Here is a 24,081-nt window from a genome sequence, read left to right on the forward strand (position 1 = left end):
GTCAGAGCGCTGTCACCGGCTGTCACGCCGATGGCGGGGGAGGGAGGCGGGACGGCCCTGCGGGTCGCGGGCCGTCCCCTCAGGCGCGGTTGCGCAGGCGCAGCACGGCGTTCGCGGTGGCCCACGTGAGGCTGCCGGCCCCGACGAGGTGGATGCCGACGAGCAGCTCGGGCAGGCCGGTGAAGTACTGGACGTACCCGATCGCGCCCTGCGCGAGCGTGACGGCGAGCAGCAGCCAGGCGGCGCGGCGGGCCCGCGGCAGGGCTCCGGCGGGTGCGCCCGCGGCCGCGCGGGCGCGGTGCAGCAGCACCAGCAGGGCCCCCAGCGTCAGGACGAACAGCCACACCGTCGCGGAGTGGGCCCGGGTGACCGACAGCGGGTCCAGGGCGAGCCGGTAGCCCACCTCGGTGTCGCCGGAGTGCGGGCCCGAGCCGGTGACCAGGACGCCCAGCGTCACGACGGGGACCAGGAGCAGCCCGAGCAGGGCCCCGGTGGTGGCGACGGCCCGCGAACCGATGCGCGCCGGCGGCCCGTCGCCCTCGCCGTGCCGGTGCAGCAGGTAGGCGCTGAACCACACGAGGGCGGCCGAGACCCCGAAGTGCAGGGAGACCCACCCCGGGTGCAGCTCCAGCAGGACGACGACCCCGCCGATGACCGCCTGGGCCGCGACGCCCACCAGGGGGACCACGCCGAGGGCGCGGTAGGCCCGCGAGCGACGCCGGTCGGTCCACACGAGCAGCAGCACCATGACGCCGATGACGCCGAGCACCCCTGTCATCGTGCGGTTCCCGAACTCCACGTACGGGTGGATCGTCGACTCGGCGTGGAACGCGGGGGTGAACTGTCCCGGCTCGCACATCGGCCAGGTGGAGCAGCCGAGGCCGGAGTCCGTGAGCCGCACGGCACCGCCGGTGCCGATGATGAGGATCTGGCCGATCACGTTGGCCAGCAGCACGTTCCGCGTCCAGGGCCGGAACCGGGCGAGCCGGTCCGGGCGGGCGTCGGCGGAGTCGTCGGCGTCGGGGCCGGGAGTGGAGGCGGGCCGGACGGCGGGGCTCGGCGAGGTCACACCCCCACGGTATCGCCCGGACCGGCCCGTTCCCGCCGTCGCGGCGGGCGCCGGGTGTGACCTTGGCCCGGCCCGGGGGCGCCTCAGTGCCAGCGGAAGAAGCGGGCGGCCGCCCAGCCGAGCACGGCCGTCCAGGCCGCCAGCACGACGACGGCGACGAGCGGGACGCCGGTGCCGAGCAGCGCCCCGCGCATGGCCTCGCCGAGCGCCCCGGAGGGCAGGTAGGTGGCGAGGTGGGCGAACGGTCCCAGGAGCTGCCCGGGCGGCACGAGCAGGCCGCCGCCCACGACGAGGAGCACCAGCACGAGGTTCGCGACGGCGAGGACGCCCTCGGCCCGCAGGGTCCCGGCGAGCAGCAGGGCGAGCGCGGTGAACGCGGCGGTGCCGAGCAGCCCGACGCCGACCGCGGCGGGGACGCCCGCCACGTCCGGGCGCCAGCCCAGCGCCAGCGCCACGCCGCCGATCACCACGACCTGCACCACCTCGACGGCCAGGACGCCCAGCGTCTTGCCGGCCAGCAGCCCACCGCGCCCCAGCGGTGTCGTCGCGAGCAGCCGCAGCACGCCGTTGCGCCGGTCGAACGCCGTCGCGATGGCCTGGGAGGTGAACGACGTCGAGACGCACGCCAGGGCCAGCACGCCGGGCGTCACGAAGTCGATGCGGGCCAGCCCGGCGGTGTCGAGCTCGATGACGGACGTCTGCGCGAGGCCCACGAGGAGCAGCACGGGAAGCACGAGCGTGACGAGCAGCTGCTCGCCGTTGCGCAGGATGGCGCGCGTCTCGAACGCCGCCTGGGCGGCGACCCGGCGCCGGGCGGGAGCCGCCGCGGGGGCGTCGGGGCCGGAGACGGCGGGGGCGGGGCCGGTCGTGGTCATCGCAGGTCCCGTCCCGTCAGGTCGAGGAAGACGTCCTCGAGGGTGCGCCGCCCGACCGTGATGCTGCCGGCGAGGACGTCGCGGTCGGCGAGCCAGGCGGTGAGCCGGGCGAGCGCCCGGGGATCCGCCGGGCCGGTGGCCGTGTAGGAGCCGGGCGACGGCTCGGCGACGGACCAGCCGCCGTCGCCGCCGAGCGCGCCGGCCAGCGCGGTCGTGTCCAGCCCGGCCGTCGCGGTGAACCGTACGGTCTGGTCGCGGGCCGCGTCGTCGCCGTGCGCGGCGCCTGGCAGCGACCCGGTGAGGAGCTCGGGGACGGTCCCGACGGCGATCACCCGCCCGTGGTCCACGACGTGCACCCGGTCGGCCAGGTCCTCGGCCTCGTCCATGAGGTGCGTGGTGAGCACGACCGCGACGCCGTCGGCGCGCAGCTCGCGCACGAGGTCCCACACGGCGAGCCGGCTCTGGGGGTCCATGCCGGCGCTCGGCTCGTCGAGGAACACGACCTCGGGACGCCCGACGACGGCGGCCGCGAGGGCGAGCCGCTGGCGCTGCCCGCCGGAGAGTCGCCGCACCGTGGTGCGCGCGAAGGAGTCCACCCCCAGCCGCTCGGCGAGCTCGGAGACCTCGCGCGGCGCCGCGTACATGGCCGCCACGTGGTGCAGCACCTCGGCGGCGCGGGCGCCGGTGGGCAGGCCGCCGTCCTGCAGCATCACGCCGACGCGCGGCCGCAGGGCCCGGGCGTCGGCGACGGGGTCGTGGCCGAGCACGCGCACCGTGCCGGCGTCGGGCGTCCGCAGTCCCTCGCAGCACTCGACGGTGGTCGTCTTGCCGGCGCCGTTGGGCCCGAGCACCGCCGTGACCGCGCCGCGCCGCGCGACCAGGTCGAGCCCGGCGACGACGGCCCGGCCGCCGTAACGTTTGACGAGACCGGTCACGACGACGGCGTGGTCCGGCGAGGTACCGGCGTCGGCGGGCACGCCCGTTGGCGCGATGGAGGTGGGCACCGGAAGATTCTACGGACCGTGGGGGGCCGTCGGCCCTGCACGTGTCACCGCGCACGTCACCGCCGAAGCACGAGGCAGGAGAGACCACAGATGACCTTCTACACGTTCACCCCGCCGCAGGACGTCGCCGCCCTCGCGCGCCGTGTGTGGTACTGGCCGGTCGTGCGCGGCGCGCTGGCGCTGGCGTTCGGGCTGCTCGCGATCTTCCTGCCGGACAAGACGCCGTCGCTGCTGGTGCAGGTGTTCGGCATGTTCGTGCTGGTGGACGGCGTGGTGAGCCTCGTGGACGGCATGCGTCGGCGGGGCACCTCGGCCGGGTCGGTGAACTCGGGCGTGGGGATCGTCGCGCTCGTCTTCGGCGCCGTGCTGCTGATCTGGCCCGGGGTGTTCCTGGGGATCGCGCTGGTGCTGATCGCGATCTGGGCCCTCGTGTTCGGGCTGCTGCAGCTCTTCGTCGTCCCGACGCTGCGCCGGCGCGGAGGGACGTCGTGGATCTGGAACCTGGTCTCGGGCCTGCTGCTGGTGGCGCTCGCGGTGGTGTGCTTCAGCAACCCGTCGGGGGCGATCGTGGGGCTGTCCGTGGTGATCGGCGCCTTCGCCGTGGTGTTCGGCGTCGCCATGATCGCGCTGGGGCTCAAGCTGCGCGCGGTCGGCGCCCAGGGTGCGGCCGGCGGGCCGCCGACCCGCCGCGGCGAGGTGATCGAGGGGGAGATCGAGGACTGAGCCGGGCGCCGACCACGACCTGGCGGTCGCTACCCGCTGCGGTGGCGACCGTCAGGTCGTCCTCGCGCCCGTGAGTTCGGTCACTCCGGGGGTCCGCGGCGGCTCTCCTGCGGCTTCGGTGAGGCTTGCCTTCCTTGACATCCTGGATTACGCAACAAGGATGTTCTCTATATCGACGACGCGTCACGGGGTGCGGTGTGCCCCCGCGTGAGCGTCCAGGACGGGGAGCCGGACGGAGGTGACCACATGAGCACGATGCAGCCGACGGCGCCGGCGCCCACCCCTGTGACGACGGGAGACGCCGACGGCCCGACCCGGCGGCGGGTGCTCGAGCTGGTCGCCGCCGAGGGCCCGGTCACCGCGGCCGAGCTCGCGGGCCGGCTCGGCCTCACGTCCGCGGCGGTCCGCCGGCACCTCGGGGTGCTCGAGGACGACGGGACCATCGCCGTGCACGAGGCCGCCCCGTCGGCCGGCCGGCGTGGCAGGCCCGCCCGCCGCTACGTCGTCAGCACCCGTGGCCAGTCCGAGCTCTCGGTCGGCTACTCGGAGCTGGCGCTGCAGGTGATGCGGCACCTGCGGGCCGCCGGCGGCCACGAGGCCGTGGCACGCTTCGCCGCCGAGCGGTACGACGGCGTCGTGCGCAGGTACGCGCCGCAGCTGACCGCCACCGACCCCGACGAGCGGGCCGCGCAGCTCGCGGACCTCCTCACCCACGACGGGTACGCCGCCTCGGTGCGGCCCGTCGCCGGGCCGCTGGTGCCCACCGTCCAGCTCTGCCAGGGGCACTGCCCGGTGCAGCACGTCGCCGAGGAGTTCCCCGAGCTCTGCGAGGCCGAGGCCCGCGCGTTCGCACGTCTGCTCGGCACGCACGTGCAGCGCCTCGCCACCATCGCGGGCGGGGCGCACGCCTGCGTCACGAACGTCCCGCTGCCCGCGACCACCGAACTTCCCGAACCGACCCCCACCCCCGCGACCCGCACGCGCGGCACGCAGGAAGGATCACGATGAGCGCTCCGACGCAGGACGCCGCCCTGGCGGCTGACGAGCAGCGCACCGACAAGCAGAGCGATGAGGAGATCATCGACTCGATCGGTGCCTACCAGTTCGGCTGGCACGACAGCGACGAGGCCGGCGAGGTCGCGCAGCGCGGCCTCGACGAGGACGTCGTGAAGAACATCTCGGCGTTGAAGAACGAGCCGGAATGGATGACCAAGCGCCGTCTCAAGGCCCTGCGGCTGTTCGAGAAGAAGCCGATGCCGACCTGGGGTGCCGACCTCACGGGGATCGACTTCGACCGCATCAAGTACTTCGTGCGCTCCACCGAGCAGCAGGCCACCAGCTGGGAGGACCTGCCCGAGGACATCAAGGCCACCTACGACAAGCTGGGCATCCCGGAGGCGGAGAAGCAGCGCCTCGTGGCCGGCGTCGCGGCGCAGTACGAGTCCGAGGTCGTCTACCACCAGATCCGCGAGGACCTGGAGGCGCAGGGCGTCATCTTCGTGGACACCGACACCGGCCTGCGCGACTACCCGGAGCTGTTCGCCGAGTACTTCGGCACCGTCATCCCGAACGGTGACAACAAGTTCGCCGCGCTGAACTCCGCCGTGTGGTCGGGCGGCTCGTTCGTCTACGTGCCGCCGGGCGTGCACGTCGAGATCCCGCTGCAGGCCTACTTCCGCATCAACACGGAGAACATGGGCCAGTTCGAGCGGACGCTGATCATCGCGGACGAGGGCTCCTCCGTCCACTACGTCGAGGGCTGCACCGCGCCGATCTACTCGTCCGACTCGCTGCACTCCGCGGTCGTCGAGATCGTGGTGAAGAAGAACGCCCACGTGCGGTACACGACCATCCAGAACTGGTCGAACAACGTGTACAACCTGGTGACCAAGCGCGCCACGGCCGCCGAGGGCGCGTCCATGGAGTGGGTCGACGGGAACATCGGCTCCAAGGTGACGATGAAGTACCCGGCGATCTACCTGCTGGGGGAGCACTCGCGCGGCGAGACCCTGTCGATCGCCTTCTCCGGCGAGGGGCAGCACCAGGACGCCGGCGCCAAGATGGTGCACGCGGCGCCGCACACGTCGAGCTCCATCGTCTCCAAGTCGGTGGCCCGCGGCGGCGGCCGCACGTCCTACCGCGGCCTGGTGCAGGTGCTCGAGGGCGCCGAGCACTCGGCGTCGAACGTGCTGTGCGACGCGCTGCTCGTCGACCAGATCTCCCGGTCCGACACCTACCCGTACGTCGACGTCCGTGAGGACGACGTGTCCATGGGGCACGAGGCGACGGTCTCGCGGGTGAGCGAGGACCAGCTGTTCTACCTCATGTCCCGAGGCATGGAGGAGACCGAGGCCATGGCCATGATCGTGCGCGGGTTCGTCGAGCCCATCGCGCGCGAGCTGCCCATGGAGTACGCGCTCGAGCTCAACCGCCTCATCGAGCTGCAGATGGAAGGGTCCGTCGGCTGAAATGACTGCAACCACTGATCTGTCCACGGACCACACCCGCGCCGTGGCCGACGGCGCGCACTCGCACGGCGTCGTGCCGGCGGGCTCGCGCGCCGAGCGTGTGACCTCGTTCGACCTCGCCGACATCCCCGTGCCCTCCGGGCGGGAGGAGGAGTGGCGCTTCTCGCCGGTGGCGAAGCTGCAGCCGCTCTTCGCCCCCGAGCTCGGTGCCGGCGGCGTCCTGACCACGGTCGTCGAGGCGCCCGAGGTGAAGGTCGAGATCGTCGGCCGCGACGACGCCCGCCTGGGCACCGCGGGCAAGCCGGGCGACCGCACCGCCGTCACCGCCTGGAACGCCTTCAGCGAGGCGACCGTCGTGACGGTCCCCGCCGAGGCCGTCGCCAGCGACGTGACGTCGATCCGGGTCGAGGGCGTGTCCACGGACGCGACCGCGCAGCACGTCCTCGTGCACGCCGAGCACCACTCCGAGGCGGTCGTCGTCATCGACCACCGCGGCGACGCGCTCCTCAACCAGACCGTCGAGGTCGTCGTCGACGACGGGGCCCACCTGACGCTCGTCAGCGTGCAGGACTGGGCCGACGGCGCCGTGCACGCCTCCAGCCACCGCTCCGTCGTGGGCCGTGACGCGAAGCTGAAGCACGTCGTGGTCACCTTCGGCGGCGACGTCGTGCGCGTCACCCCGGACGCGGCGTTCACCGCCGAGGGCGGCGACGTGGAGATGGTCGGCCTGTACTTCGCCGACACCGACCAGCACCAGGAGCACCGCCTGTTCGTGGACCACGGGGTGCCGCGCTGCAAGTCGCGCGTCACCTACAAGGGCGCGCTGCAGGGTGCCGGCGCGCACGCGGTGTGGGTCGGCGACGTGCTGATCCAGGCGAAGGCCGAGGGCACGGACACCTACGAGCTCAACCGCAACCTGGTCCTCACCGACGGCGCGCGCGCTGACTCCGTGCCGAACCTCGAGATCGAGACCGGGGAGATCGACGGCGCCGGGCACGCGTCGGCGACCGGCCGGTTCGACGACGAGCAGCTCTTCTACCTCATGGCCCGCGGCATCCCCGAGGTCGACGCCCGTCGCCTCGTCGTCCGCGGATTCTTCGCCGAGCTGATCGAGGAGATCGGCGTCGACTCGGTGCGCGACCGCCTCATCGACTCGATCGAGGCGGAGCTCGAGAAGTCGATGAGCGTCATCACCGGGACCGCTCCCGCGCAGGAGGGCGCGTGACCGCGCAGCTCGCCTGCATGACCAGCGACCTCGGGCCCGAGGAGGCGATGCTCGTGGAGCTCGACGGCGAGGACGGCCAGGTCCCCGTCGCGCTCGCGCGCGACGCCGACGGCGGGTGGCACGCCCTGTCCGACGTGTGCTCGCACGGCGCGGTCTCGCTGTCCGACGGCGAGGTGGAGGGCTGCCTGGTCGAGTGCTGGCTGCACGGGTCGCAGTTCGACCTGCGCACCGGCAAGCCGCTGCAGCTCCCCGCCACCCAGGGCGTCCCGGTCTACCCGGTGACCGTCGAGGGCGACCACGTGCTGGTCGACGTCGACGAGCCGCTGGCCGCCGCGTCCTGACACCCACCCCCACAGACTTCTCCCACCACCACCTGGAGTACCGACAATGCCCACCCTGGAGATCCGCGACCTGCACGTCAGCGTCGAGACGAAGGAAGGCGCCAAGCCGATCCTGCGCGGCGTCGACCTGACCATCAACTCCGGCGAGACGCACGCCATCATGGGGCCGAACGGCTCCGGCAAGTCCACCCTCGCCTCGGCCCTCGCAGGCCACCCCAAGTACCAGGTCACGTCCGGCACCGTCACGCTCGACGGCGAGGACGTCCTGGCCATGACGGTCGACGAGCGCGCCCGCGCCGGCCTCTTCCTCGCCATGCAGTACCCGGTCGAGGTGCCCGGCGTGTCCGTGGCCAACTTCCTGCGCACCGCCAAGACCGCGATCGACGGCGAGGCGCCGGCCCTGCGCACGTGGGGCAAGGAGGTCAAGGGTGCGATGGAGAACCTGCGCATCGACTCGACCTTCGCCGAGCGTTCCGTGAACGAGGGCTTCTCCGGCGGTGAGAAGAAGCGCCACGAGATCCTGCAGATGGAGCTCTTCAAGCCGCGCTTCGCCATCCTCGACGAGACCGACTCCGGCCTCGACGTCGATGCCCTGCGCGTCGTGTCCGAGGGCGTGAACCGCGCCAAGGAGAACACCGACGTCGGCGTGCTGCTCATCACGCACTACACGCGCATCCTGCGCTACATCAAGCCCGACTTCGTCCACGTCTTCGTCGACGGCAAGATCGCCGAGGAGGGTGGCCCGGAGCTCGCGGAGCGGCTCGAGGAGGAGGGCTACGACAAGTACGTGGGCACCGGCGCGACGATGTCCGCCTGAGACGCCCGCCTGAGACGCCCGCCTGAGAAGCCCTGACGAGGGAGCATCATGACGACCACCGAGACCGTGCGCCCCGCCGGCGCCGTCCCCATCGACGCCACCGTCGTCGACTGGGACGCCGTGCGGGCGGACTTCCCGCTGCTGGGGCGCACGGTGCGCGGTGGTCGTCCGCTGGTGTACCTCGACTCCGCCGCCACCTCGCAGAAGCCGAACGTGGTCCTGGAGGCCGAGGTCGACTTCTACGAGCAGCGCAACGCGGCCGTGCACCGCGGGGCGCACCAGCTCGCCGAGGAGGCGACGGAGGCGTTCGAGGAGGCCCGGGAGTCGGTCGCGGCGCTCGTCGGGGCCGATGCCGGGGAGCTGGTGTGGACGCCCGGCGCGACGGCGGCGATCAACCTCGTGGCGTACGCGCTGTCGAACGCCACCGCGGGGCGCGGGGGAGCGGCCGCCGAGCGGTTCCGTCTCGCCCCGGGCGACGAGATCGTCGTCACCGAGGCGGAGCACCACGCCAACCTCGTGCCGTGGCAGGAGCTCTGCGCCCGCACGGGCGCCGTCCTGCGCTGGTTCGGCGTGGACGACGAGGGGCGGATCGACGTGTCCGACCCGGCGTCGGTGATCACCGACCGCACCCGCGTCGTGGCGTTCGGGCACGTGTCCAACGTGACCGGCGCGGTGGCGCCCGTGGCGGAGTTTGTCGCCGCGGCGCGGAGGGTCGGTGCGCTGACGGTGCTGGACGCGTGCCAGTCCGTGCCGCACCTGCCCGTCGACCTGCACGCCCTGGGCGTGGACTTCGCGGCCTTCAGCGCGCACAAGATGCTCGGCCCCACCGGCGTGGGGGTGCTGTACGGGCGCCGCGAGCTGCTGGAGGCGATGCCGCCCGTGACGACCGGTGGGTCGATGGTCGAGGTCGTCACCATGGACTCCACGACGTACGCGCCGCCCCCGCAGCGGTTCGAGGCCGGCACGCAGATGGTCGCGCAGGCCGTCGGCATGGGTGTGGCCGCGCGCTGGCTGGCCGAGCTCGGGATGGACGCCGTCGCGGCGCACGAACGGGCGCTGGCCGCCGAGCTGGTGAAGATCGCCGAGATCCCCGGCGTGCGGGTCATCGGGCCCGCCGACGCCCGCGACCGCCTCGCCGTCGTGTCGTTCGTCGTCGACGGCGTGCACGCGCACGACGTCAGCCAGGTGCTGGACGACCAGGGGATCGCCGTCCGCGTGGGCCACCACTGCGCCCAGCCGCTGCACCGGCGCTTCGGCGTCGCGGCGACCGCCCGCGCGTCCGCCTCCGTGTACACGACGGTCGAGGAGATCGCCGCGTTCCGGGAAGCCCTGGCGGGGGTGCGGGCGTTCTTCGGGGTGGAAGACTGAACGTGGCGACGGATCGGAGGGAGCGGCAGTGAGCGCGCTCGAGCAGATGTACCAGCAGGTGATCCTGGACCACGCCAAGCACCCGCACGGCCGCGGCCTCGTCGAGGCAGGCGACCCCGCGACCGGCCACCGGTCCGGCGAGTCGCACCAGGTGAACCCGACCTGCGGCGACGAGATCACGCTGCGGGTGGACGTGCGGACCGACGCGGAGGGGACGACCGTGGCGGGCGTCTCCTGGGAGGGCCAGGGCTGCTCCATCTCGCAGGCGTCGGCCTCGGTGATGACCGAGCTGGTCACCGGCCAGGACCTCGCCGGGATCGCGCGGCTGGACGCCGTGTTCCACGACCTCATGGCCTCGCGGGGCAAGGGGCTGGACGACGACGAGGCCCTCGACGCCCTCGGCGACGCGAGCGCGTTCACGGGCGTCTCGCAGTACCCCGCCCGCATCAAGTGCGCGCTGCTCGGCTGGGCGGCGCTGAAGGACTCGCTCGCGCGCAGCGGCGCGCTGGCGTCGTGAGCCTTACCTGCGAACCGGAGGACCCCATGACCGAGAACACCACCGACACGGCGCCGCCGGCGGGCGCGCCCGTCGCGGAGCCCACCCCCGTCACCGCCGCGGACGTCGAGGAGGCGCTGCGCGACGTCATCGACCCCGAGCTCGGCATCAACGTCGTCGACCTCGGCCTGGTGTACGGCGTGCAGGTGGACCAGAACAACCACGCCGCGATCGACATGACTCTCACGTCCGCCGCCTGCCCGCTGACGGACGTCATCGAGGACCAGTCCGGCCAGGCGCTCGAGGGCATCGTCGACGGCTTCCGCATCAACTGGGTGTGGATGCCGCCGTGGGGCCCGGAGAAGATCACCGACGAGGGCCGCGAGCAGCTGCGGATGCTGGGCTTCAACGTCTGACGCGGCTCACGCCCCGGGCGGGCACGCCGGCCCTGAAGGTGAACCGCCCGGCGGCGACCTCGAACTGCGCGAAGCCCTCCACCTCGGTCGGCACGCGGTCGGCGCACTCCGGCGCGGTCACGGACTCGTCCTCGCCCACCGGGACCCGGACGACCGCGCGGGTGTTGCCGGGGACCTGGACGGTCAGCGTGGTCCAGTCCTCGTCGCGGGCCCAGGATCTGGACACGACACCTCGCACGGACTCGAACCCCGCCGACGCGGATGCCACGACAACCGACGAGGGCGGGCTCGACCACGACGTCCTGCCAGCCCACGGCCGCCGCGGCCTGCGAGGTGCCGGCTACGCGGGCGGCGGACCACGCGCCGAGCATGTCGTGGTTCTGCGAGGCGCGCGGACTGGTCCAGACCTCCGGCAGGTGGCGCCACGCCCGAGCATGGCGCCGTAGCTCACGCCGTGCGCCGCACGCAGACGTGGAGCACGTCGTCCCGGCGCTCGGGGGACAGCAGTTCCACCGCGGCGTGCAGCCTGATCTCGCCCGTCTCGACGTGGCCGCCGTCGAGGACACGGTGGAGCGCCCGGTGCGACGGGTGGTCGTGATACGCGACCGTCGCCGACCAGTGCCGCTGCTGGAGGCCGTCGTCGCCGTACCACCGGTACACCTGCCAGGAGGAGACGGTCAGGGTCGCGCCTCAGCCGACGCTAGCAATGCCGCGATGGCGCACGCGGTCGACCTCGACGACCTACGCGGCGACTGGCCCGGGTCCGGCCCGCCGTCCCGATGGCACGCGGCGACCCCGCCCGCGTGCCGGGCTTCTACGGGCGAAGAGGGCCGGGCCGACTTCCTGGTGGGAGCCAGGAGAGCTCCACCGTGAGGTGCGTCCAGTGAATGACTCGGTGGAGCGTCCCTCCGTCGCAGCCCGGCCCGACGTCCGACCGGGCTGCGCCCCTGAACCGGTCCGTCAGGCCGGCCTGCTGCGGTGCACCACGCGGACGTCGCCTGCCGGGACGACGAGCGAGCCCTCGGTGGTGAGCCCGCTGAGCAGTTCCGTGCCCGAGATGTTCAACGTCGCGTCCTCCGCAGCATGGTTGATGAGGAAGACGAACTCGTCGATCGTGGTGTGGCGCACCCCGACCTCGAGGCCCGGAACCCTGCCGACGACCTCCGGAGGCGGCTCGACGAGGTCGTCGACGAGAGCCCGGATCCCTGCACGGCCGATGCCTGCCGAGACATAGACGGCCCGGCCACCGCCCGGGTGGGTCCGGACGGTCACAGCCGGGTAGCCGTCGAGCGCCCCACCCTGGTACCGCGCGAGGACGTCCGCTTCCTCTGCGTGGACGTGCTCGGTCCATTCCTGGCCGCTCCAGCCGTTGTCGAGCCGGAACGTCTCGCCCTCCTGCAGGGGGTAGAACTCCTCGGTCCACACGCCGAGAACACGACGAAAAGCCCCGGGATACCCGCCGAGCCGGACCTGATCGTTCTCGTCGACGATGCCCGAGAACGCCGTGACGATCAAGGTCCCGCCCGCCGCGACGAACTCCTCGGCCCGTAGTGCGGTGTCGTCCGAGACGAGGAAGAGCTGCGGTGCGACGAGGGTGTCATAGGTGGAGAAGTCCTTCCACGGCGGCAGCACGTCCACGCCGTCACCCCGTCGCCAGAAGGCCGCGTGCCAGTCGCGGACGGCCGCGCCGTACTCGAGGAAGTTGTTGGGCTTCACACCGCGACGGGTCGCCCAGCCCGCCTCGTTGTCGAACAGGATCCCGACCCGAGCTGCCGGCACCCGAGAACCGAGCACCGGGGCGAGACGCCGGAGATGGCCACCGAGGGCGCGCACCTCGCGGAAGACCTTGGTGTTCGGTCCGGCGTGGGGGACCATCCCGGAGTGGAACTGCTCTGCCCCGGCGCGGGAAGCACGCCACTGGAAGTACATGACGCCGTCCGCGCCGTGCGCGACGTGGCTGATCGCGTCCCGGATCAGTTCGCCCGGGTTCTTGGCCCGGTTGCGCGGTTGCCAGTTCACCGCGCTGGTCGAGTGCTCCATGAGCAGCCAGGGTCGCCTGTCCGTGGTGAGGGAGCGCATGCGGTCCCCCGAGAAGGCCACGTCCTGCTGGGGCACGGGGTCCGACGAGCGGGTGTAGTGGTCGTTCGCGAGGATGTCCATGTGCGGCGCCCAGCGCGCGTAGTCGACGGCGTCGGGCTCTGCCCCGACCATGAAGTTCGTGGTCACGGGCAGGTCCGGGGTGACCTCCTTGAGCACTGCGCGCTCGGCGCGATAGTGCTCGAGGAGCTCGTCGGACGAGAACCGGTCGAAGTCGAGCATCAGGGAGGGGTTCTTCGCGTCGTTGCCGCGGGGCGGCAGGATGTGATCGAACGTCCCGTAGTGGTGGCCCCAGAACGCGGTTCCCCAGGCCTCATTGAGCTTGTCCACCGAGCCGTACCTGCTCTTGAGCCAGTTCCGGAACGCGGCGGCAGAGACGTCGCAGTAGCAGTGTCCGTTCCCGCCGCCGAGCTCGTTGCTCACGTGCCACATCACGACGTGCTCGCGAGAGCCGTAGCGCTCGGCCACCGCTCGGACGATACGGAGCGCGTGCGAGCGGAAGTCCCGGTTGCTCGGGCACCAGCCCAGCCGAGCACCGGGCCAGTGCCTTGTCATGTCGTGGTCGACTGGCGGGAACTCTGGGTGTCGGGCCAGGAGCCAGCTGGGTGGGGCCGCGGTGGGCGTCGCCAGGTCGATGGAGATCCCGTTCTCTCCGAGGAGGTCCACGATCTCGTCGAACCACGCCCAGTCGTAGACGCCCTCTGCCTTCTCGAGCAGGCCCCAGGAGAAGATGCCGAGAGAGACCAGGTTGACTCCGGCCTGGCGCATCAGATCGACGTCTTCTCGCCACACGTCGGGGTGCCACTGCTCGGGGTTGTAGTCGCCGCCGAAGCTGATACCGCTCGTCGGCCAGCTCTGATCGGTGTGGGACAGGGTCATCCTTTGACTCCTCCGGAGATGAGGTCGAGGCGCCAGAAGCGCTGGAGAAACAGCACGAGGGCGATGAGGGGGACGATCGCGACGGCGGCACCGGCGATCGCGAGCGAGTAGAGGGCTGGGGAACCAGAGCCCTGGTTCAGCAGCGAGTTCAGGCCGACGGTCAGGGGGAACGTGGACTGATCGGCGAGCATGATGTAGGGCAGGAGGAAGTTGTTCCAGATACCGACGAACTGCAGCAGGAATACGGTGACCATGCCGGGCACCATCAGCGGCAGGACGATGCTCCGGAAGATGCGCCACTCGCTGGCGCCGTCGATGCGTGCGGCCTCGAGCGCCTCCTGGGCGACGGCACCGTCCGCGAAGACCTTGCACAGGTAGATCCCGAACGGGCTGATGATGCTCGGCAGGAGCACGGACCAGCGCGTCCCGGCGAGCTGGAGGTCCGAGAGCAGGAGGTACTGCGGTACCGCGAGCGTGATGCCAGGGATGAGGAGACCTGCGAGGAGCGCGCCGAAGAAGATCCGGCCGCCGGCGAAGTCGTACTTCGCGAGTGCGTAGCCGCAGGAAGCGGAGACGAGGGTAGAAAGCACGCCGCCGAGTCCGGCGTACAGCAGCGAGTTGAGCGCCCACATGCCGTAGGCGCCGCCCCCGAACGAGAACAGGTCGGCGACGTTCTGCAGGAGGCCGGTGCCCGGGGCGAAGGTGAACGAGCTGAAGAGCTCGCCCGGTGCCTTCGACACGGCGACGAACACCCAGGCGACGGGAATCAGGCAGTAGATCGCGCCGAGGACGAGTACGAGCGTGGGAAGAACCTTGCCGCGGCGCAGAGAAGGTCGTCCGGTGCCTCGAAGTGCGGTCAGGGTCGTCACGCCATCCCCCTTCGGCTGGTACGGCGGACGACCGCCAGGACGGCGAGCGACGCGGCGGCCGTGCCGAGCGCGAGGACCATGGATGCGGCGGCAGCGGATGACAGGTTGTCCAGCACGAACGCGTCGCGGTAGATCGTCATGAGGGGTGCCCACGTGGTGGAGATGCTGTTCGTGAGGGGCTTGAGCATCGCAGGCTCCCCGTACAGCTGGAGCGCTCCGAGCAGAGCGAAGATCGAGGTGAGAACCATCGCGGGCCCCACCAGGGGGACCTTGATCCGCAGCGCGACCTGGACCTCCCCGGCACCGTCGATGCGGGCCGCCTCGATCATCTCGTGCGGGATGCTGCGGAGGGCCGTGTAGATGACGAGCATGTTGAAGCCGACCCCACCCCAGATGGTGATGTTCGCGATCGACCCGTACAGGCCGTCGCGCTCGAGGAATCCGATGGTGCCCAGGCCGAGTGCGCGGGTCACGTGCGAGAACGGGCTGGTGGCCGGCAGGTACATGAATCCCCACATCAGGGCAGCGACGACGCCAGGTACTGCGTAGGGGATGAAGATCGCGGTGCGGCCGAACCGCTTGAACCGGGTCCCGTCGGCGTCGAGCAGGAGCGCGAACACCAGCGCGAGCCCCAGGGTGAGCGGTACCGCGATGATCCCGTAGATCGCCAGCCGTCCCAGGCCGGCGACGAGGCTCGCGTTCGTGAGGACCTCGGCGTAGTTCTCGAACCAGACGAACACCGTCCGGCGGGTCCCGAGGATCCCTCCGCCGGTCAGCCGCTGGGCGAAGAAGCTCGAGCCGAACGCGTACCCGAGGGGGATGACGGTGAAGGCGACGTACAGAACCATCGCCGGGGCGCTGAAGAGATAGGGGGCGAGACGTGGGCGGAGGGACGACGGGCCTCGCGACCCGCGGTGGCCGGTGGGGTGAGTCGCCGTTCGCGCGTCGGCGCGGGCTGTCGTGCGGTGGGTGATGGTCTGCCCTCCCGCCGACTGCGGAGTCACTCGGCCTCCTCGACCGTGAATCCCTGCTCTTTCATGTCCGCCACGACCGCGTCCTGTGTCACGGTGAGGGCGTCCGCCCACGAGGTGCCGTTCTCGACGGCGGCATTCATCGCGTCGGTGAACGCTGCGGCGGCGACGTCGGTGTTGGGCCCCCAGGTGACAGGCCTGGTGTTCTCGGCGATGTCAGCGACGACGTCGTAGTAGTCGGCCTGCTGAGGCATGAGAGCGGGCGGGTCCTGCTCCCTCGCGGCATCCTGTCCGGACAGGGCGGCGGGGTAGCCGTTCTGGACGTTGAGGATCATCTCGGCGCCCTCGTCGCTCGCGTTGAGCCACTTCGCGAACTCGGCCGCCTCTTCCGGATGCTCGCTCGCGGAGGTGACGACCACGGAGGATCCGCCCTGGAACGAGACCGTTGGGTCGTCGGCGTCCCAGCGTGGCAAGGGCGCCAGAGCCCACTTCCCGGCGGTCGACGGTGCGACACCTTCGATGACTCCTGGCGCCCAGACCGCCGAGGGCCAGGTGACCATGGTGCCGTCGTTGAGCTGCTTGTTGTAGGTCGGTGTCAGGAGCGGGTCCGCGCTGATGAGCCCGTCGTCGTACATCCCCTGGAAGAAGTCCATGACTTGGCGCGACTTGTCGCCGTCGATGTTGACCGTCCAGCTGTCGCCGTCCACCGACCACCAGTCGTCGCCGGCCTGTGCGGCGACGGGCGCGTACCAGCCCCAGCCGTCGGTGCTCAGGGATGCCATCGTCAGGTCCGGGTCCTGCTTCTGGATGGCTTCTGCGGCGTCCCGGTAGTCCTGCCAGGTCACGGGAACGGGGACGTCGTACTTCTCGAAGATGTCTTGTCGGTAGAGGAGAGCCATCGGGCCCACGTCCTGCGGGACGGCGAAGGTGTGCCCGTCGAACGTGGTCTGTGCCCAGGAGCCCGGTGCGAAGTTGTCCTTGACGTCGGAGACGTGCTCGGTGATGTCGAGCGGCACGCCGGAGACGACCATCCGGGGGAGCGAGGTGTTCTCGACGAGCGCGAGGTCGGGAGCGTTGCCGGCTCTCAGCGCGGTGACGAGCTTGGCGGACGAGGTCTCGCCCCCACCCATGTCTGTGTGCTTCACCTGGATGTCGGGGTGGGACGCATTGAATGCCTCGACCTCCTCCGCGGAGCCGGGTGCCCAGGCCCAGTACTCCAGCGTCACGGGCGCGCCAGAGCCGTCGCCGGACGCTGCGCAGCCCGTGAGCGCGCTCGTCGCGAGACTGAGACCGAGTACTGCTGCAGTGGTTCGAGGTGTACGCATGACGTCTCCCTTGACCGAGCGTGTGGGACGGATGGCCGCGATCTCCGGCGGCGCCCGTTCAGGTTCGCGGACCCCTGGCGAGTTTGTCAAGCAGCAAAAATAAGAGGGTTGAGAGGGGGTTCCGCCGTTGGTGTCAGGAGGTGCGGAGCCTCAGGGCTCGCCGCTGAGTGGTCGTTGCGGTCGTGGTACGGGTCGAGCGGCGCGTGTCCCGCGTGCGTGTCCGTCTGGGCCGTCGCAGCGGCTCAGTAGCCCTGGGTGGTCAGGCTTCGATAGAGGGCCAGACCGGCGGCGGCCCTCGCCCACTCAACGAAGTCGAAGTCGGGGAGGTCGACCTGGACCTCCCGACCTCCGAGGTGCGTCCGGCGCAACGCGGCGTGGAACGACGCGAGCCTGCCGCGCAGGACGGTATGGCTCTCGCCTGTCAGGACGAGCTTGTCGGGGTCCAGCAAGTTCGCGACATGGCCGGCGGCGGTCCCGAGGCCTTCTGCGGCACGTTCCATGACCTGCGTGCTGAGCTGATCCCCGGAGTCCGCGCGTGCGGAGACCTCGGACATGCTCGTCGAACCCGGCACGCTGCGCACGACCGCCGTGGTCGAGCAGACGCTCCAGAGGCAGCCGTGATGGCCCAGGGGGCACTCGGGCCCGTCGGTGACGACCGGGACGTGGTCGAATCGACCGGCTGTCCCGTGGGCGCCGCGGATGATCTGCCGGTCGGTGACGAGGCCGAAGCCGATCTCCTGGCCCACCGAGATCAGGACCATGCTGTTCTGGCCCTCGGAAAGCTGGGGCCACTGCTCGAACGCCGTGAGTGCGACCACGTCGTCCTCGACCCAGAGCGGGACCGTCGACGTCTCGGCGAACTCTTCTTGGAGGCGGTCGCCGATTCCCCGGATCTGCTCGTGAGCCGGGTCGAGCCCCACACGATGCAACGGTCCGCAGACGGCCACCGCTGCTACCCGGAACGATGATGCGGTCTCGTGGAGCCATCGCGACGCCAGATCCACGACCTCGGTCGGTGACCCGGTCTGCAGGGATGTGCTGTCCTCCCACACCACCGTCCCGTCCAGGTCCACCAGCGCAGCGATGACGTCGGTCCCGCGCAGGTGCAGCCCGAGAAACTGGAAGGCGGTGGTCACGGCGTGAAGCATCTCTGCCGGTCGCCCCGTGGAGGCTCGGAGCTCGCGCTGCCCCTCGACCAGGAGACCGGCCTCCTCCAGGTCGCGGGTGATGGCGGTGAGCCGAGCCCGTGAGATCCCGAGCTTCCGGGCGATGTCGCTGCGCGACAAGCCGCCCCGCCAGAGGACCTGGTTGAAAGCGGCCTGTGTTGTCGGGTGGAACTCGGGCCATCGCTCGACACCGTTCCGCCGGTGAGCGGTCGCCCTGTTCATCGCGACGAACGTACCAGAGCGCGGGTGAGTCGCCCCGTTCGTGGGACCGTGCCCACCCGCGAGTCTGGTCACGGTGATCAGGTCGGTTCTGTCGTGACGCCTTCGACGGCGGCCACCGTGGCGACCGCGGGTGTGCCTCTGGCCGACTCGAAGGTCACGGTCAGTCGTCCGACGGTCACCGCTGGGAAACGCATCACTCGGCGATACCCGACGGACCCGGCCTCGGCGAGAACGACCTCGTCGCCGTCCACGACAGCACGGACGCTCACGCCCTCGACGCGTTGGCCGTGGCGGATGTCCTCACTGACCACGACTGCGGCGACGGGTCGTGGCTCGTCGAACGTCAGCACGACCGCCGGGCGCGGATCGTCGGGGTCGGGGCGCCACGAGGTGTCCGGACGAGGTCCGAACTCGCACGAGAACGCAGTCGGGAGCGCGTCCGACCCGGCCTCGCGGCCGAGGACCGTGGACGGGTGGGCGAGCGACGGCACAACCCGTGTGCGAAAGTTCTCGATGAGCTCGCCCAGCCGTGCGAGCTCCCGCTCGTCCGGCGCGGCCACGCGACCGCTCATGTCTGGTGGCACGTTGAGCAGGAACGTCGCGTTGCCCCCGGTCGAGCTGCACCAGATCTCGAAGAGCTCCTCGGCCGTGCGGACAGCGGCGTCCTCGGCGGAGTGGTGGAACCAGCCCGGCCGGATGGAGGTGTTGACCTCGGCGGGGTACCAGACCAGGTCGTCGAGGTGGCCGCTGAGAGCCTCGCGGCTACCGAGGTCCTCGTCGTCGCTGCGCACGAACCGGGAGAACCGGCCGTCGTCCACGTGCTGGGACTGTTCCGCGATGCGTTCGGCGTCACGGAGCTTGCCGGGGACTACGCTCCACTCGTCTTCCCGTGTGTGCCCGGCCTCGTTGCCGCACCAGCGGACGTCCGGGCCGCAGACGCTGATGACCGCGTCCGGCTGGAGGCGCCGGATCGTCTCGTAGTAGCGGTCCCAGTCGTAGTGCTGCACCCGTCCGTCGAGGCTTTCGCCGTTGGCGCCGTCGAACCAGACGGAGAAGATCGGGCCGTACCGGGTGAGGAGCTCGGTGAGCTGGGCGACGAAGAAGTCGTCGTAGGCCCGGCCGGAGCCGTAGGTGCTCTCCGTGCGGTCCCACGGTGACACGTACACGCCGAAGCGGAGGCCGTGCCTCCTTGCCGCGCTCGCCGCCTCGGCGACGAGGTCGCCGGAGCCGTCGCGCCACGGGGATGACGACACGGAGTGGCTCGTCACCCTGCTGGGCCACAGACAGAACCCGTCGTGATGCTTGGCGGTGAGGATGACCCCCGTCATGCCGGCGCTCTTGATCGCGCGCATCCACTGGTCGGTGTCGAGGGCGACGGGGTGGAAGAGCGCAGGGTCCTCGTGGCCGAGTCCCCACTCGCGGTCCGTCATCGTATTCATCCCGAAATGGATGAACGCGTAGAACTCCAGCTGCTGCCAGGCGGCCTGGCGCTTGTCCGGCCTCACCGCGGTGAGGCGGTCGATATCGTCGATGGTCGATGTCATCGTGAAGTGTTTCCCGCCCTGTGCTCGTTGCCGTCGGTCCGACCTGTTTATTTCGTCGGTTGACAAACGGTCATGCTACAAGGCGACGGTCCTGCGTGCCAGCGTCCGGGAGGCGGGCGTGCCACGTCCGGTCCGAGGTCGACCATGGCGTCCATGCGGCGAATGCGTCGCATCGTGCGCCACCAGCAGGCCGGCTGCGGATGCGGTCGCTCACCGGCGCAGCCGCACGTCCTCGTGCTCGAGCTCGGCGATGTCGGCGGACGTCGCGCGGAGCAGCCGGTCGGCCAGGTCCCGCAGGGCGCGGGACGCGGCCAGCTCCTCGCCGATCTCGGTGACCGACGGGTCGTGGGGGTTGCGGCGTGCCCGGCCGCGGCCCTCCAGCGACGTGCCGCTCGACGTCGTCAGGACGGCGTGCGCCGTGGTCACGATGCCGTCCTGCCCGGCGTCGTCGGCGTCGAACAGCTGGATCGCGACCTTCCACGTGTGGGCCATGACTGGCACTCCTGTCGTCGTGTGCGGCGCGGCGAGGTCCCGCACGGTCCGTGACCCCAGCCTCGCCTCCGCCGCGCCGCTCGGGCAGGGGCGGGTGGACCTGTGCCGAGGGGAGGACCGACGCGTCACGCCGGGACCAACGGCCCTGCCGTGGCCCGCCCGGTCGCGCCGATCGTGGAGGGGATGCGCCTGCGGCCGCGGGCCGAGCGGAGGAGGACGGCCATGAGCACGGAGGGCACCCGGAACACCGAGGGCACGGGCACGCCGGCGGGGGGAGCGAGCACCACGACGAGTGCCGCGCACCGGTCGGGCCGCGAGCTCGCGGAGCACCTCACGGGCCTGTGGCCTCCGCGGTGGGACGCCTGGCCGTTCACCGAGGTCTTCGCCGGACGTGACCCGGGGCCGGGCGTCGGAGCCCTGATCCGCGTCGAGGAGGCCCGCGAGGGGGACGAGCTGGTGATCCGTGCGGAGCTTCCCGGTCTCGACCCCGAGAAGGACGTCGAGGTCACCGTGGACGACGGCATCCTCACCATCGCGGCGCACCGCGAGGAGCGGACCTCCGAGCACGAGGGCGGCTACCGCAGCGAGTTCCGGTACGGACAGTTCGAGCGCCGGCTGCGGCTCCCGCGCGACGCGAGCAGCGACGTGACGGCCACGTACCGGGACGGCGTCCTGGAGGTCCGGGTCCCGGTGCCGGCCGAGCGTCCCGCAGCGCGCACGATCGAGGTGCGGCGCGCCTGAGCGCCGCCGACCGTCATGCGTACCGTCGTGGTGACCGGGGCGGCCTCGGGGATCGGGCTCGCCACCCGACGGCTCCTCGCGGGCCGCGGGGCGCGGACCGTCGGCGTGGACGTGCAGGACACCGGGGACATCGACGTGGTGGCCGACCTGGCGACGCCGGAGGGCCGTGCCGACCTGTGCGACGGGGTCCGGCGCCTCGCCCCCGACGGTGTCGACGCGGTGGTCGCCAACGCCGGGCTGGCACGGGAGGACCCGCTGACCGTCGCGGTGAACTACTTCGGCACGGTGGCCACGCTCGACGGCCTGCGGACGGCGCTCGCCGGCTCGCAGGCCCCGCGCGCCGTCGCGACCGCGTCGATGGCGAGCCTGCTGCCCCGGGACGCCACGCTCGTGGACCGGTGCCTGGCCGGCGACGAGCCCGCGGCGCTCGCTCGATCCGCCGAGCTGGTGGGCTCCGGCCGGGGCGGGCTCGTCTACGCCAGCACCAAGGCAGCGCTTTGCCGGTGGGTCCGACGGAACGCCCCGGGGCCGGAGTGGGCCGGAGCGGGGATCCCGCTGAACGCGATCGCGCCCGGGGTGGTGGAGACCCCGATGGTGGCCGACATGCTGGCGACCGCGGAGGGGCGTGCCGCCATCCAGGCGGCGGTGCCGATGCCGCTGCACGGGTTCATGACCGCGCAGGTGCCCGCCCTGCTGCTCGCATGGCTGGTGGGCGAGGAGAACACGCACGTGTGCGGGCAGGTCGTCTTCGTCGACGGCGGCTCGGACGTCGTGCTGCGCGGTGACACGACGTGGTGACCGGCGTCGAGGTGACCGGCGTCGAAGACGGACGACGAAGCCCGGCAGGCACGCCTGCGGCCGGGCAGGCCTGGAAGAGGGACGAGGTGCGGACGGTGGACGAGCAGCAGGAGATCCGGATCATCGAGTCGGTGGAGCAGCCGACTCTCGGGTTCCGGCAGGTGGTGCGCATGCAGGACCTGCCCGCGCTCTTCGAGCGGATGATCCCCCGGGCGGCGGGTCTCGTGGAGCGCGCCGGAGCCCGGCCTGCCGGGCCGCCCTACGCGCGGTACCGCGGACACCTGGGCGACGGCGTGGACGTGGAGGTCGGGTTCCCGGTGGTCGAGCCCGTGCGGGAGCCGGCGGGACCGGGCGGCCTGCCGGGTGCCGAGGAGCCGGACGGTGGAGTGGCGGTCGCCGACGCGCTCCCGGAGGCGAGGGTCGTCGAAGTCGTCCACGTCGGGTCGTACGAGACGCTCCCGGACACGTACGCCCGGCTGGAGTCGTGGATGACGGAGCACGACCTGCGGTCCGTGGACCAGTCGTGGGAGCTGTACGAGGCGGGTCCCGAGTCGGACCCCGACCCGGCCACGTGGCGCACGAGGATCGCGGTGGCCGTCGCGGGCCCGGCCGTCGAGGCGTGAGCGCCGTCGGCACGGCCGGGACCTTCGGCCCCACGGAGACGGGACCGGCGGCACTTCAGGGCGGCACCGACGAACCGGTGTCCTGAGGCAAGGAGGTGAGCGTCCATGGACGTCACGAAGTCGTACAGGTGGCCGCACGGTGTGGTGGTGGGGTTCGACGGGTCGCCCGACAGCAGGCACGCGCTGGAGTGGGCGGTCGCGACGGCCGCTCGCCACGAGGCGCGGCTGTCGCTCCTCACGGCCTACGCCGCGCCGTACGGGATGACCGGGGCGTACGTCGACCAGACCGACGTGCACCGGTCGTACGTCGACGAGGCGCGGCGGGCGATCGCCGACCTGGGGATCCCCGCCCCCGGCGAGGTCGGCGTCGAGGCGTTCACCGGGTCCGCCGTGCATCTGCTCGTGAGGAGCTCGCGCACGGCCGACCTCGTCGTCGTGGGGCGCAGCGGACGGTCCGGCATGGAACGGCTCGTGCTCGGGTCCGTGTCCGCGGCGATGGCGGCGACGGCGCGAGGTCCGGCGGCCGTGGTCCCGCCCGGTGCGTCCACGTCCGCGCCCGAGCGCGTCGTCGCGTGCGTCGATCCCTACGACGACCCGGGCCCCCTGCTCGACCTCGCCTTCGCGGAAGGGCGCGCGGCCGGGCGCCCGGTGGTGCTGCGGCACGTCTTCGACCCCGACCCGCCGGCGCACGTCGTGACCGAGGTCCTCGGGGATCCCGCCCCGCCGGTGCTCCAGGAGCGTGCCGAGGCTCTCGAGTCCTGGGCCGGCAAGTACACCGACATCGAGCACACGGTCGAGATCCGGCGCGGCCCGGCGCGCGAGGCGCTCCTCGAGGGGGTCACCCCACGTGACCTGCTCGTGCTCGGCGGCCGCCGCCACCCCCGCGTCGTCGGCCGCCTGATGGGTTCGGTGGCGGACGCCGTGCTGCGGTACGCGCCGTGCGCGGTGGTCGTCGCCCACGAACGGAGGGACCGTGAGGAGCGCTGACGCCGACGCCGTGGACGACGAGTCGGCCCTGGTGGTCTACGAGTCCAGCTTCGGCAACACCGCGAAGGTCGCCGAGGCCGTCGCCGACGGTCTCGGCAGGCACATGCCGGTACGTGTCGTCGCCGTCGACGAGCCTGGAGCACGCCAGGAGGCGGACGACACCCTCGTCGTCGTCGGAGGACCGACGCACGCCTTCAGCATGAGCCGGCCACGGACGCGGCGCGAGGCGCAGGAGCGCGCGGACACCCTCCCGCGGGACACCGCCGGGATCCGGGACTGGATCGACATGCTGCCGGCCGACCGGCCGGACCGCCTGTACGCGACGTTCGACACCCGTGTCGCGGGCGCGCGCCATCTTCCCGGCTCGGCGGCGCGGGCCGCCGAGCGCGAGCTGCGCCGGGGCGGTCACCGGACCGTCGTGCACGGCGAGTCCTTCTACGTCGCCGACGTCGAGGGGCCGCTGCTGCCCGACGAGGCCGAGCGAGCCCGGGCCTGGGGCGAGCATCTCGCACGCGAGGCGGCCGACGTGCGGCGCAGGCCGTGATCGGCCCCCGCGACACACGGC

General features: G+C 71.9%; 26 protein-coding genes. 14 read left to right on the top strand and 12 right to left on the bottom strand.

The features are described from left to right. Positions 1 to 79: 79 nt before the first annotated feature. From EYB28_RS09675 to EYB28_RS09685, 3 genes are all read right to left on the bottom strand, one after another. Positions 80 to 1,069: a heme A synthase gene (locus tag EYB28_RS09675; protein ID WP_166847119.1), complete on the bottom strand. Its 990-nt coding sequence runs from the start codon at positions 1,067 to 1,069 to the stop codon at positions 80 to 82. Between the two features lie 83 nt (positions 1,070 to 1,152). Then, positions 1,153 to 1,944, bottom strand: coding sequence for an ABC transporter permease (locus EYB28_RS09680; protein WP_166847122.1), 792 nt, complete (start codon positions 1,942 to 1,944; stop codon positions 1,153 to 1,155). After that, on the bottom strand, positions 1,941 to 2,948 hold the full coding sequence (locus tag EYB28_RS09685) for an ABC transporter ATP-binding protein (protein ID WP_240930478.1): 1,008 nt from the start codon (positions 2,946 to 2,948) through the stop codon (positions 1,941 to 1,943). The genes EYB28_RS09680 and EYB28_RS09685 overlap by 4 nt, the downstream gene beginning before the upstream one ends. A gap of 90 nt (positions 2,949 to 3,038) precedes the next feature. On the opposite strand from EYB28_RS09685, the gene EYB28_RS09690 reads away from it, so the two are divergent. The 9 genes from EYB28_RS09690 to EYB28_RS09730 all read left to right on the top strand — a co-directional run bounded on the left by EYB28_RS09690 (position 3,039) and on the right by EYB28_RS09730 (position 10,802). Further along, positions 3,039 to 3,671 carry an HdeD family acid-resistance protein gene (locus EYB28_RS09690; protein ID WP_166847125.1) on the top strand — a complete coding sequence of 211 codons (633 nt, stop codon included), beginning with the start codon at positions 3,039 to 3,041 and terminating at the stop codon, positions 3,669 to 3,671. A 246-nt stretch (positions 3,672 to 3,917) separates the two neighbouring features. Beyond that, the gene (locus tag EYB28_RS09695) at positions 3,918 to 4,679 is read left to right on the top strand and encodes a metalloregulator ArsR/SmtB family transcription factor (RefSeq protein WP_240930479.1); all 762 of its coding nucleotides are present in this window, start codon (positions 3,918 to 3,920) and stop codon (positions 4,677 to 4,679) included. Next, complete coding sequence (gene sufB, locus EYB28_RS09700; protein WP_166847128.1) at positions 4,676 to 6,139, top strand: Fe-S cluster assembly protein SufB; 1,464 nt, start codon at positions 4,676 to 4,678, stop codon at positions 6,137 to 6,139. The genes EYB28_RS09695 and sufB overlap by 4 nt, the downstream gene beginning before the upstream one ends. Position 6,140: 1 nt before the next feature. Then, positions 6,141 to 7,364 (top strand): Fe-S cluster assembly protein SufD, encoded by a 1,224-nt coding sequence (sufD, locus tag EYB28_RS09705; RefSeq protein WP_166847131.1) that lies wholly within the window; start codon positions 6,141 to 6,143, stop codon positions 7,362 to 7,364. Further along, positions 7,361 to 7,705 carry a non-heme iron oxygenase ferredoxin subunit gene (locus tag EYB28_RS09710; protein WP_166847134.1) on the top strand — a complete coding sequence of 115 codons (345 nt, stop codon included), beginning with the start codon at positions 7,361 to 7,363 and terminating at the stop codon, positions 7,703 to 7,705. Before sufD ends, EYB28_RS09710 begins: the two co-directional genes overlap by 4 nt. A 46-nt stretch (positions 7,706 to 7,751) precedes the next feature. Then, positions 7,752 to 8,522, top strand: coding sequence for a Fe-S cluster assembly ATPase SufC (gene sufC / locus EYB28_RS09715; protein ID WP_166847137.1), 771 nt, complete (start codon positions 7,752 to 7,754; stop codon positions 8,520 to 8,522). A 48-nt stretch (positions 8,523 to 8,570) separates the two neighbouring features. Continuing rightward, positions 8,571 to 9,890 carry a SufS family cysteine desulfurase gene (locus EYB28_RS09720; RefSeq protein WP_166847140.1) on the top strand — a complete coding sequence of 440 codons (1,320 nt, stop codon included), beginning with the start codon at positions 8,571 to 8,573 and terminating at the stop codon, positions 9,888 to 9,890. A 28-nt stretch (positions 9,891 to 9,918) separates the two neighbouring features. After that, a complete protein-coding gene (gene sufU / locus EYB28_RS09725; protein ID WP_205710883.1) occupies positions 9,919 to 10,407 on the top strand; it encodes a Fe-S cluster assembly sulfur transfer protein SufU in 489 nt (162 codons plus the stop codon). Positions 10,408 to 10,433: 26 nt separating this feature from the next. After that, positions 10,434 to 10,802, top strand: a complete 369-nt coding sequence (locus tag EYB28_RS09730; protein WP_166847143.1) for a metal-sulfur cluster assembly factor — start codon at positions 10,434 to 10,436, stop codon at positions 10,800 to 10,802. Here the strand turns inward: EYB28_RS09730 and EYB28_RS09735 are convergent. From EYB28_RS09735 to EYB28_RS09775, 9 genes are all read right to left on the bottom strand, one after another. After that, positions 10,792 to 11,070 (bottom strand): alpha-L-rhamnosidase C-terminal domain-containing protein, encoded by a 279-nt coding sequence (locus EYB28_RS09735; RefSeq protein WP_255461500.1) that lies wholly within the window; start codon positions 11,068 to 11,070, stop codon positions 10,792 to 10,794. The two genes, EYB28_RS09730 and EYB28_RS09735, sit on opposite strands and share 11 nt — an antisense overlap. 179 nt (positions 11,071 to 11,249) lie before the next feature. Next, the gene (locus EYB28_RS09740) at positions 11,250 to 11,462 is read right to left on the bottom strand and encodes a hypothetical protein (RefSeq protein WP_166847149.1); all 213 of its coding nucleotides are present in this window, start codon (positions 11,460 to 11,462) and stop codon (positions 11,250 to 11,252) included. A gap of 300 nt (positions 11,463 to 11,762) precedes the next feature. Then, complete coding sequence (locus EYB28_RS09745; RefSeq protein WP_166847152.1) at positions 11,763 to 13,778, bottom strand: beta-galactosidase; 2,016 nt, start codon at positions 13,776 to 13,778, stop codon at positions 11,763 to 11,765. Then, on the bottom strand, positions 13,775 to 14,647 hold the full coding sequence (locus EYB28_RS09750) for a carbohydrate ABC transporter permease (RefSeq protein WP_205710884.1): 873 nt from the start codon (positions 14,645 to 14,647) through the stop codon (positions 13,775 to 13,777). The genes EYB28_RS09745 and EYB28_RS09750 overlap by 4 nt, the downstream gene beginning before the upstream one ends. Next, positions 14,644 to 15,495 (bottom strand): carbohydrate ABC transporter permease, encoded by an 852-nt coding sequence (locus EYB28_RS09755; protein ID WP_166847154.1) that lies wholly within the window; start codon positions 15,493 to 15,495, stop codon positions 14,644 to 14,646. The genes EYB28_RS09750 and EYB28_RS09755 overlap by 4 nt, the downstream gene beginning before the upstream one ends. A gap of 152 nt (positions 15,496 to 15,647) precedes the next feature. Next, positions 15,648 to 16,943, bottom strand: a complete 1,296-nt coding sequence (locus EYB28_RS09760) for an ABC transporter substrate-binding protein (RefSeq protein ID WP_166847157.1) — start codon at positions 16,941 to 16,943, stop codon at positions 15,648 to 15,650. A gap of 242 nt (positions 16,944 to 17,185) precedes the next feature. Then, a complete protein-coding gene (locus tag EYB28_RS09765; protein ID WP_166847160.1) occupies positions 17,186 to 18,331 on the bottom strand; it encodes an ROK family transcriptional regulator in 1,146 nt (381 codons plus the stop codon). A 77-nt stretch (positions 18,332 to 18,408) separates the two neighbouring features. Further along, entirely contained in the window at positions 18,409 to 19,875 is a 1,467-nt protein-coding gene (locus EYB28_RS09770; RefSeq protein ID WP_166847163.1) for an alpha-L-fucosidase, read from the bottom strand. 210 nt (positions 19,876 to 20,085) lie between these two features. Next, positions 20,086 to 20,367, bottom strand: a complete 282-nt coding sequence (locus EYB28_RS09775) for a DUF1876 domain-containing protein (protein WP_166847166.1) — start codon at positions 20,365 to 20,367, stop codon at positions 20,086 to 20,088. A gap of 222 nt (positions 20,368 to 20,589) precedes the next feature. On the opposite strand from EYB28_RS09775, the gene EYB28_RS09780 reads away from it, so the two are divergent. The 5 genes from EYB28_RS09780 to EYB28_RS09800 all read left to right on the top strand — a co-directional run bounded on the left by EYB28_RS09780 (position 20,590) and on the right by EYB28_RS09800 (position 24,060). Further along, positions 20,590 to 21,108 carry an Hsp20/alpha crystallin family protein gene (locus EYB28_RS09780; RefSeq protein WP_166847169.1) on the top strand — a complete coding sequence of 173 codons (519 nt, stop codon included), beginning with the start codon at positions 20,590 to 20,592 and terminating at the stop codon, positions 21,106 to 21,108. Positions 21,109 to 21,123: 15 nt separating this feature from the next. Then, entirely contained in the window at positions 21,124 to 21,906 is a 783-nt protein-coding gene (locus EYB28_RS09785; protein WP_166847172.1) for an SDR family oxidoreductase, read from the top strand. Positions 21,907 to 22,001: 95 nt separating this feature from the next. After that, a complete protein-coding gene (locus tag EYB28_RS09790; RefSeq protein WP_166847174.1) occupies positions 22,002 to 22,529 on the top strand; it encodes a GyrI-like domain-containing protein in 528 nt (175 codons plus the stop codon). A 105-nt stretch (positions 22,530 to 22,634) separates the two neighbouring features. Then, the gene (locus tag EYB28_RS09795; RefSeq protein ID WP_166847176.1) at positions 22,635 to 23,516 is read left to right on the top strand and encodes a universal stress protein; all 882 of its coding nucleotides are present in this window, start codon (positions 22,635 to 22,637) and stop codon (positions 23,514 to 23,516) included. Further along, positions 23,503 to 24,060, top strand: coding sequence for a flavodoxin family protein (locus EYB28_RS09800; RefSeq protein ID WP_240930481.1), 558 nt, complete (start codon positions 23,503 to 23,505; stop codon positions 24,058 to 24,060). Before EYB28_RS09795 ends, EYB28_RS09800 begins: the two co-directional genes overlap by 14 nt. The last annotated feature ends 21 nt before the right edge of the window (positions 24,061 to 24,081 follow it).

Source organism: Isoptericola sp. BMS4, assembly GCF_011634835.1.
Lineage (GTDB): Bacteria > Actinomycetota > Actinomycetes > Actinomycetales > Cellulomonadaceae > Isoptericola.

Excerpts from the sequence above, each read along its gene's own strand:
- EYB28_RS09680 (WP_166847122.1), bottom strand. The coding sequence starts at position 1,944 with ATGACCACGACCGGCCCCGCCCCCGCCGTCTCCGGCCCCGACGCCCCC.
- EYB28_RS09690 (WP_166847125.1), top strand. The coding sequence starts at position 3,039 with ATGACCTTCTACACGTTCACCCCGCCGCAGGACGTCGCCGCCCTCGCG.
- EYB28_RS09695 (WP_240930479.1), top strand. The coding sequence starts at position 3,918 with ATGAGCACGATGCAGCCGACGGCGCCGGCGCCCACCCCTGTGACGACG.
- sufB (WP_166847128.1), top strand. The coding sequence starts at position 4,676 with ATGAGCGCTCCGACGCAGGACGCCGCCCTGGCGGCTGACGAGCAGCGC.
- sufD (WP_166847131.1), top strand. The coding sequence starts at position 6,141 with ATGACTGCAACCACTGATCTGTCCACGGACCACACCCGCGCCGTGGCC.
- sufC (WP_166847137.1), top strand. The coding sequence starts at position 7,752 with ATGCCCACCCTGGAGATCCGCGACCTGCACGTCAGCGTCGAGACGAAG.
- EYB28_RS09720 (WP_166847140.1), top strand. The coding sequence starts at position 8,571 with ATGACGACCACCGAGACCGTGCGCCCCGCCGGCGCCGTCCCCATCGAC.
- EYB28_RS09730 (WP_166847143.1), top strand. The coding sequence starts at position 10,434 with ATGACCGAGAACACCACCGACACGGCGCCGCCGGCGGGCGCGCCCGTC.
- EYB28_RS09745 (WP_166847152.1), bottom strand. The coding sequence starts at position 13,778 with ATGACCCTGTCCCACACCGATCAGAGCTGGCCGACGAGCGGTATCAGC.
- EYB28_RS09755 (WP_166847154.1), bottom strand. The coding sequence starts at position 15,495 with ATGGTTCTGTACGTCGCCTTCACCGTCATCCCCCTCGGGTACGCGTTC.
- EYB28_RS09760 (WP_166847157.1), bottom strand. The coding sequence starts at position 16,943 with ATGCGTACACCTCGAACCACTGCAGCAGTACTCGGTCTCAGTCTCGCG.
- EYB28_RS09765 (WP_166847160.1), bottom strand. The coding sequence starts at position 18,331 with ATGAACAGGGCGACCGCTCACCGGCGGAACGGTGTCGAGCGATGGCCC.
- EYB28_RS09770 (WP_166847163.1), bottom strand. The coding sequence starts at position 19,875 with ATGACATCGACCATCGACGATATCGACCGCCTCACCGCGGTGAGGCCG.
- EYB28_RS09775 (WP_166847166.1), bottom strand. The coding sequence starts at position 20,367 with ATGGCCCACACGTGGAAGGTCGCGATCCAGCTGTTCGACGCCGACGAC.
- EYB28_RS09780 (WP_166847169.1), top strand. The coding sequence starts at position 20,590 with ATGAGCACGGAGGGCACCCGGAACACCGAGGGCACGGGCACGCCGGCG.
- EYB28_RS09785 (WP_166847172.1), top strand. The coding sequence starts at position 21,124 with ATGCGTACCGTCGTGGTGACCGGGGCGGCCTCGGGGATCGGGCTCGCC.
- EYB28_RS09795 (WP_166847176.1), top strand. The coding sequence starts at position 22,635 with ATGGACGTCACGAAGTCGTACAGGTGGCCGCACGGTGTGGTGGTGGGG.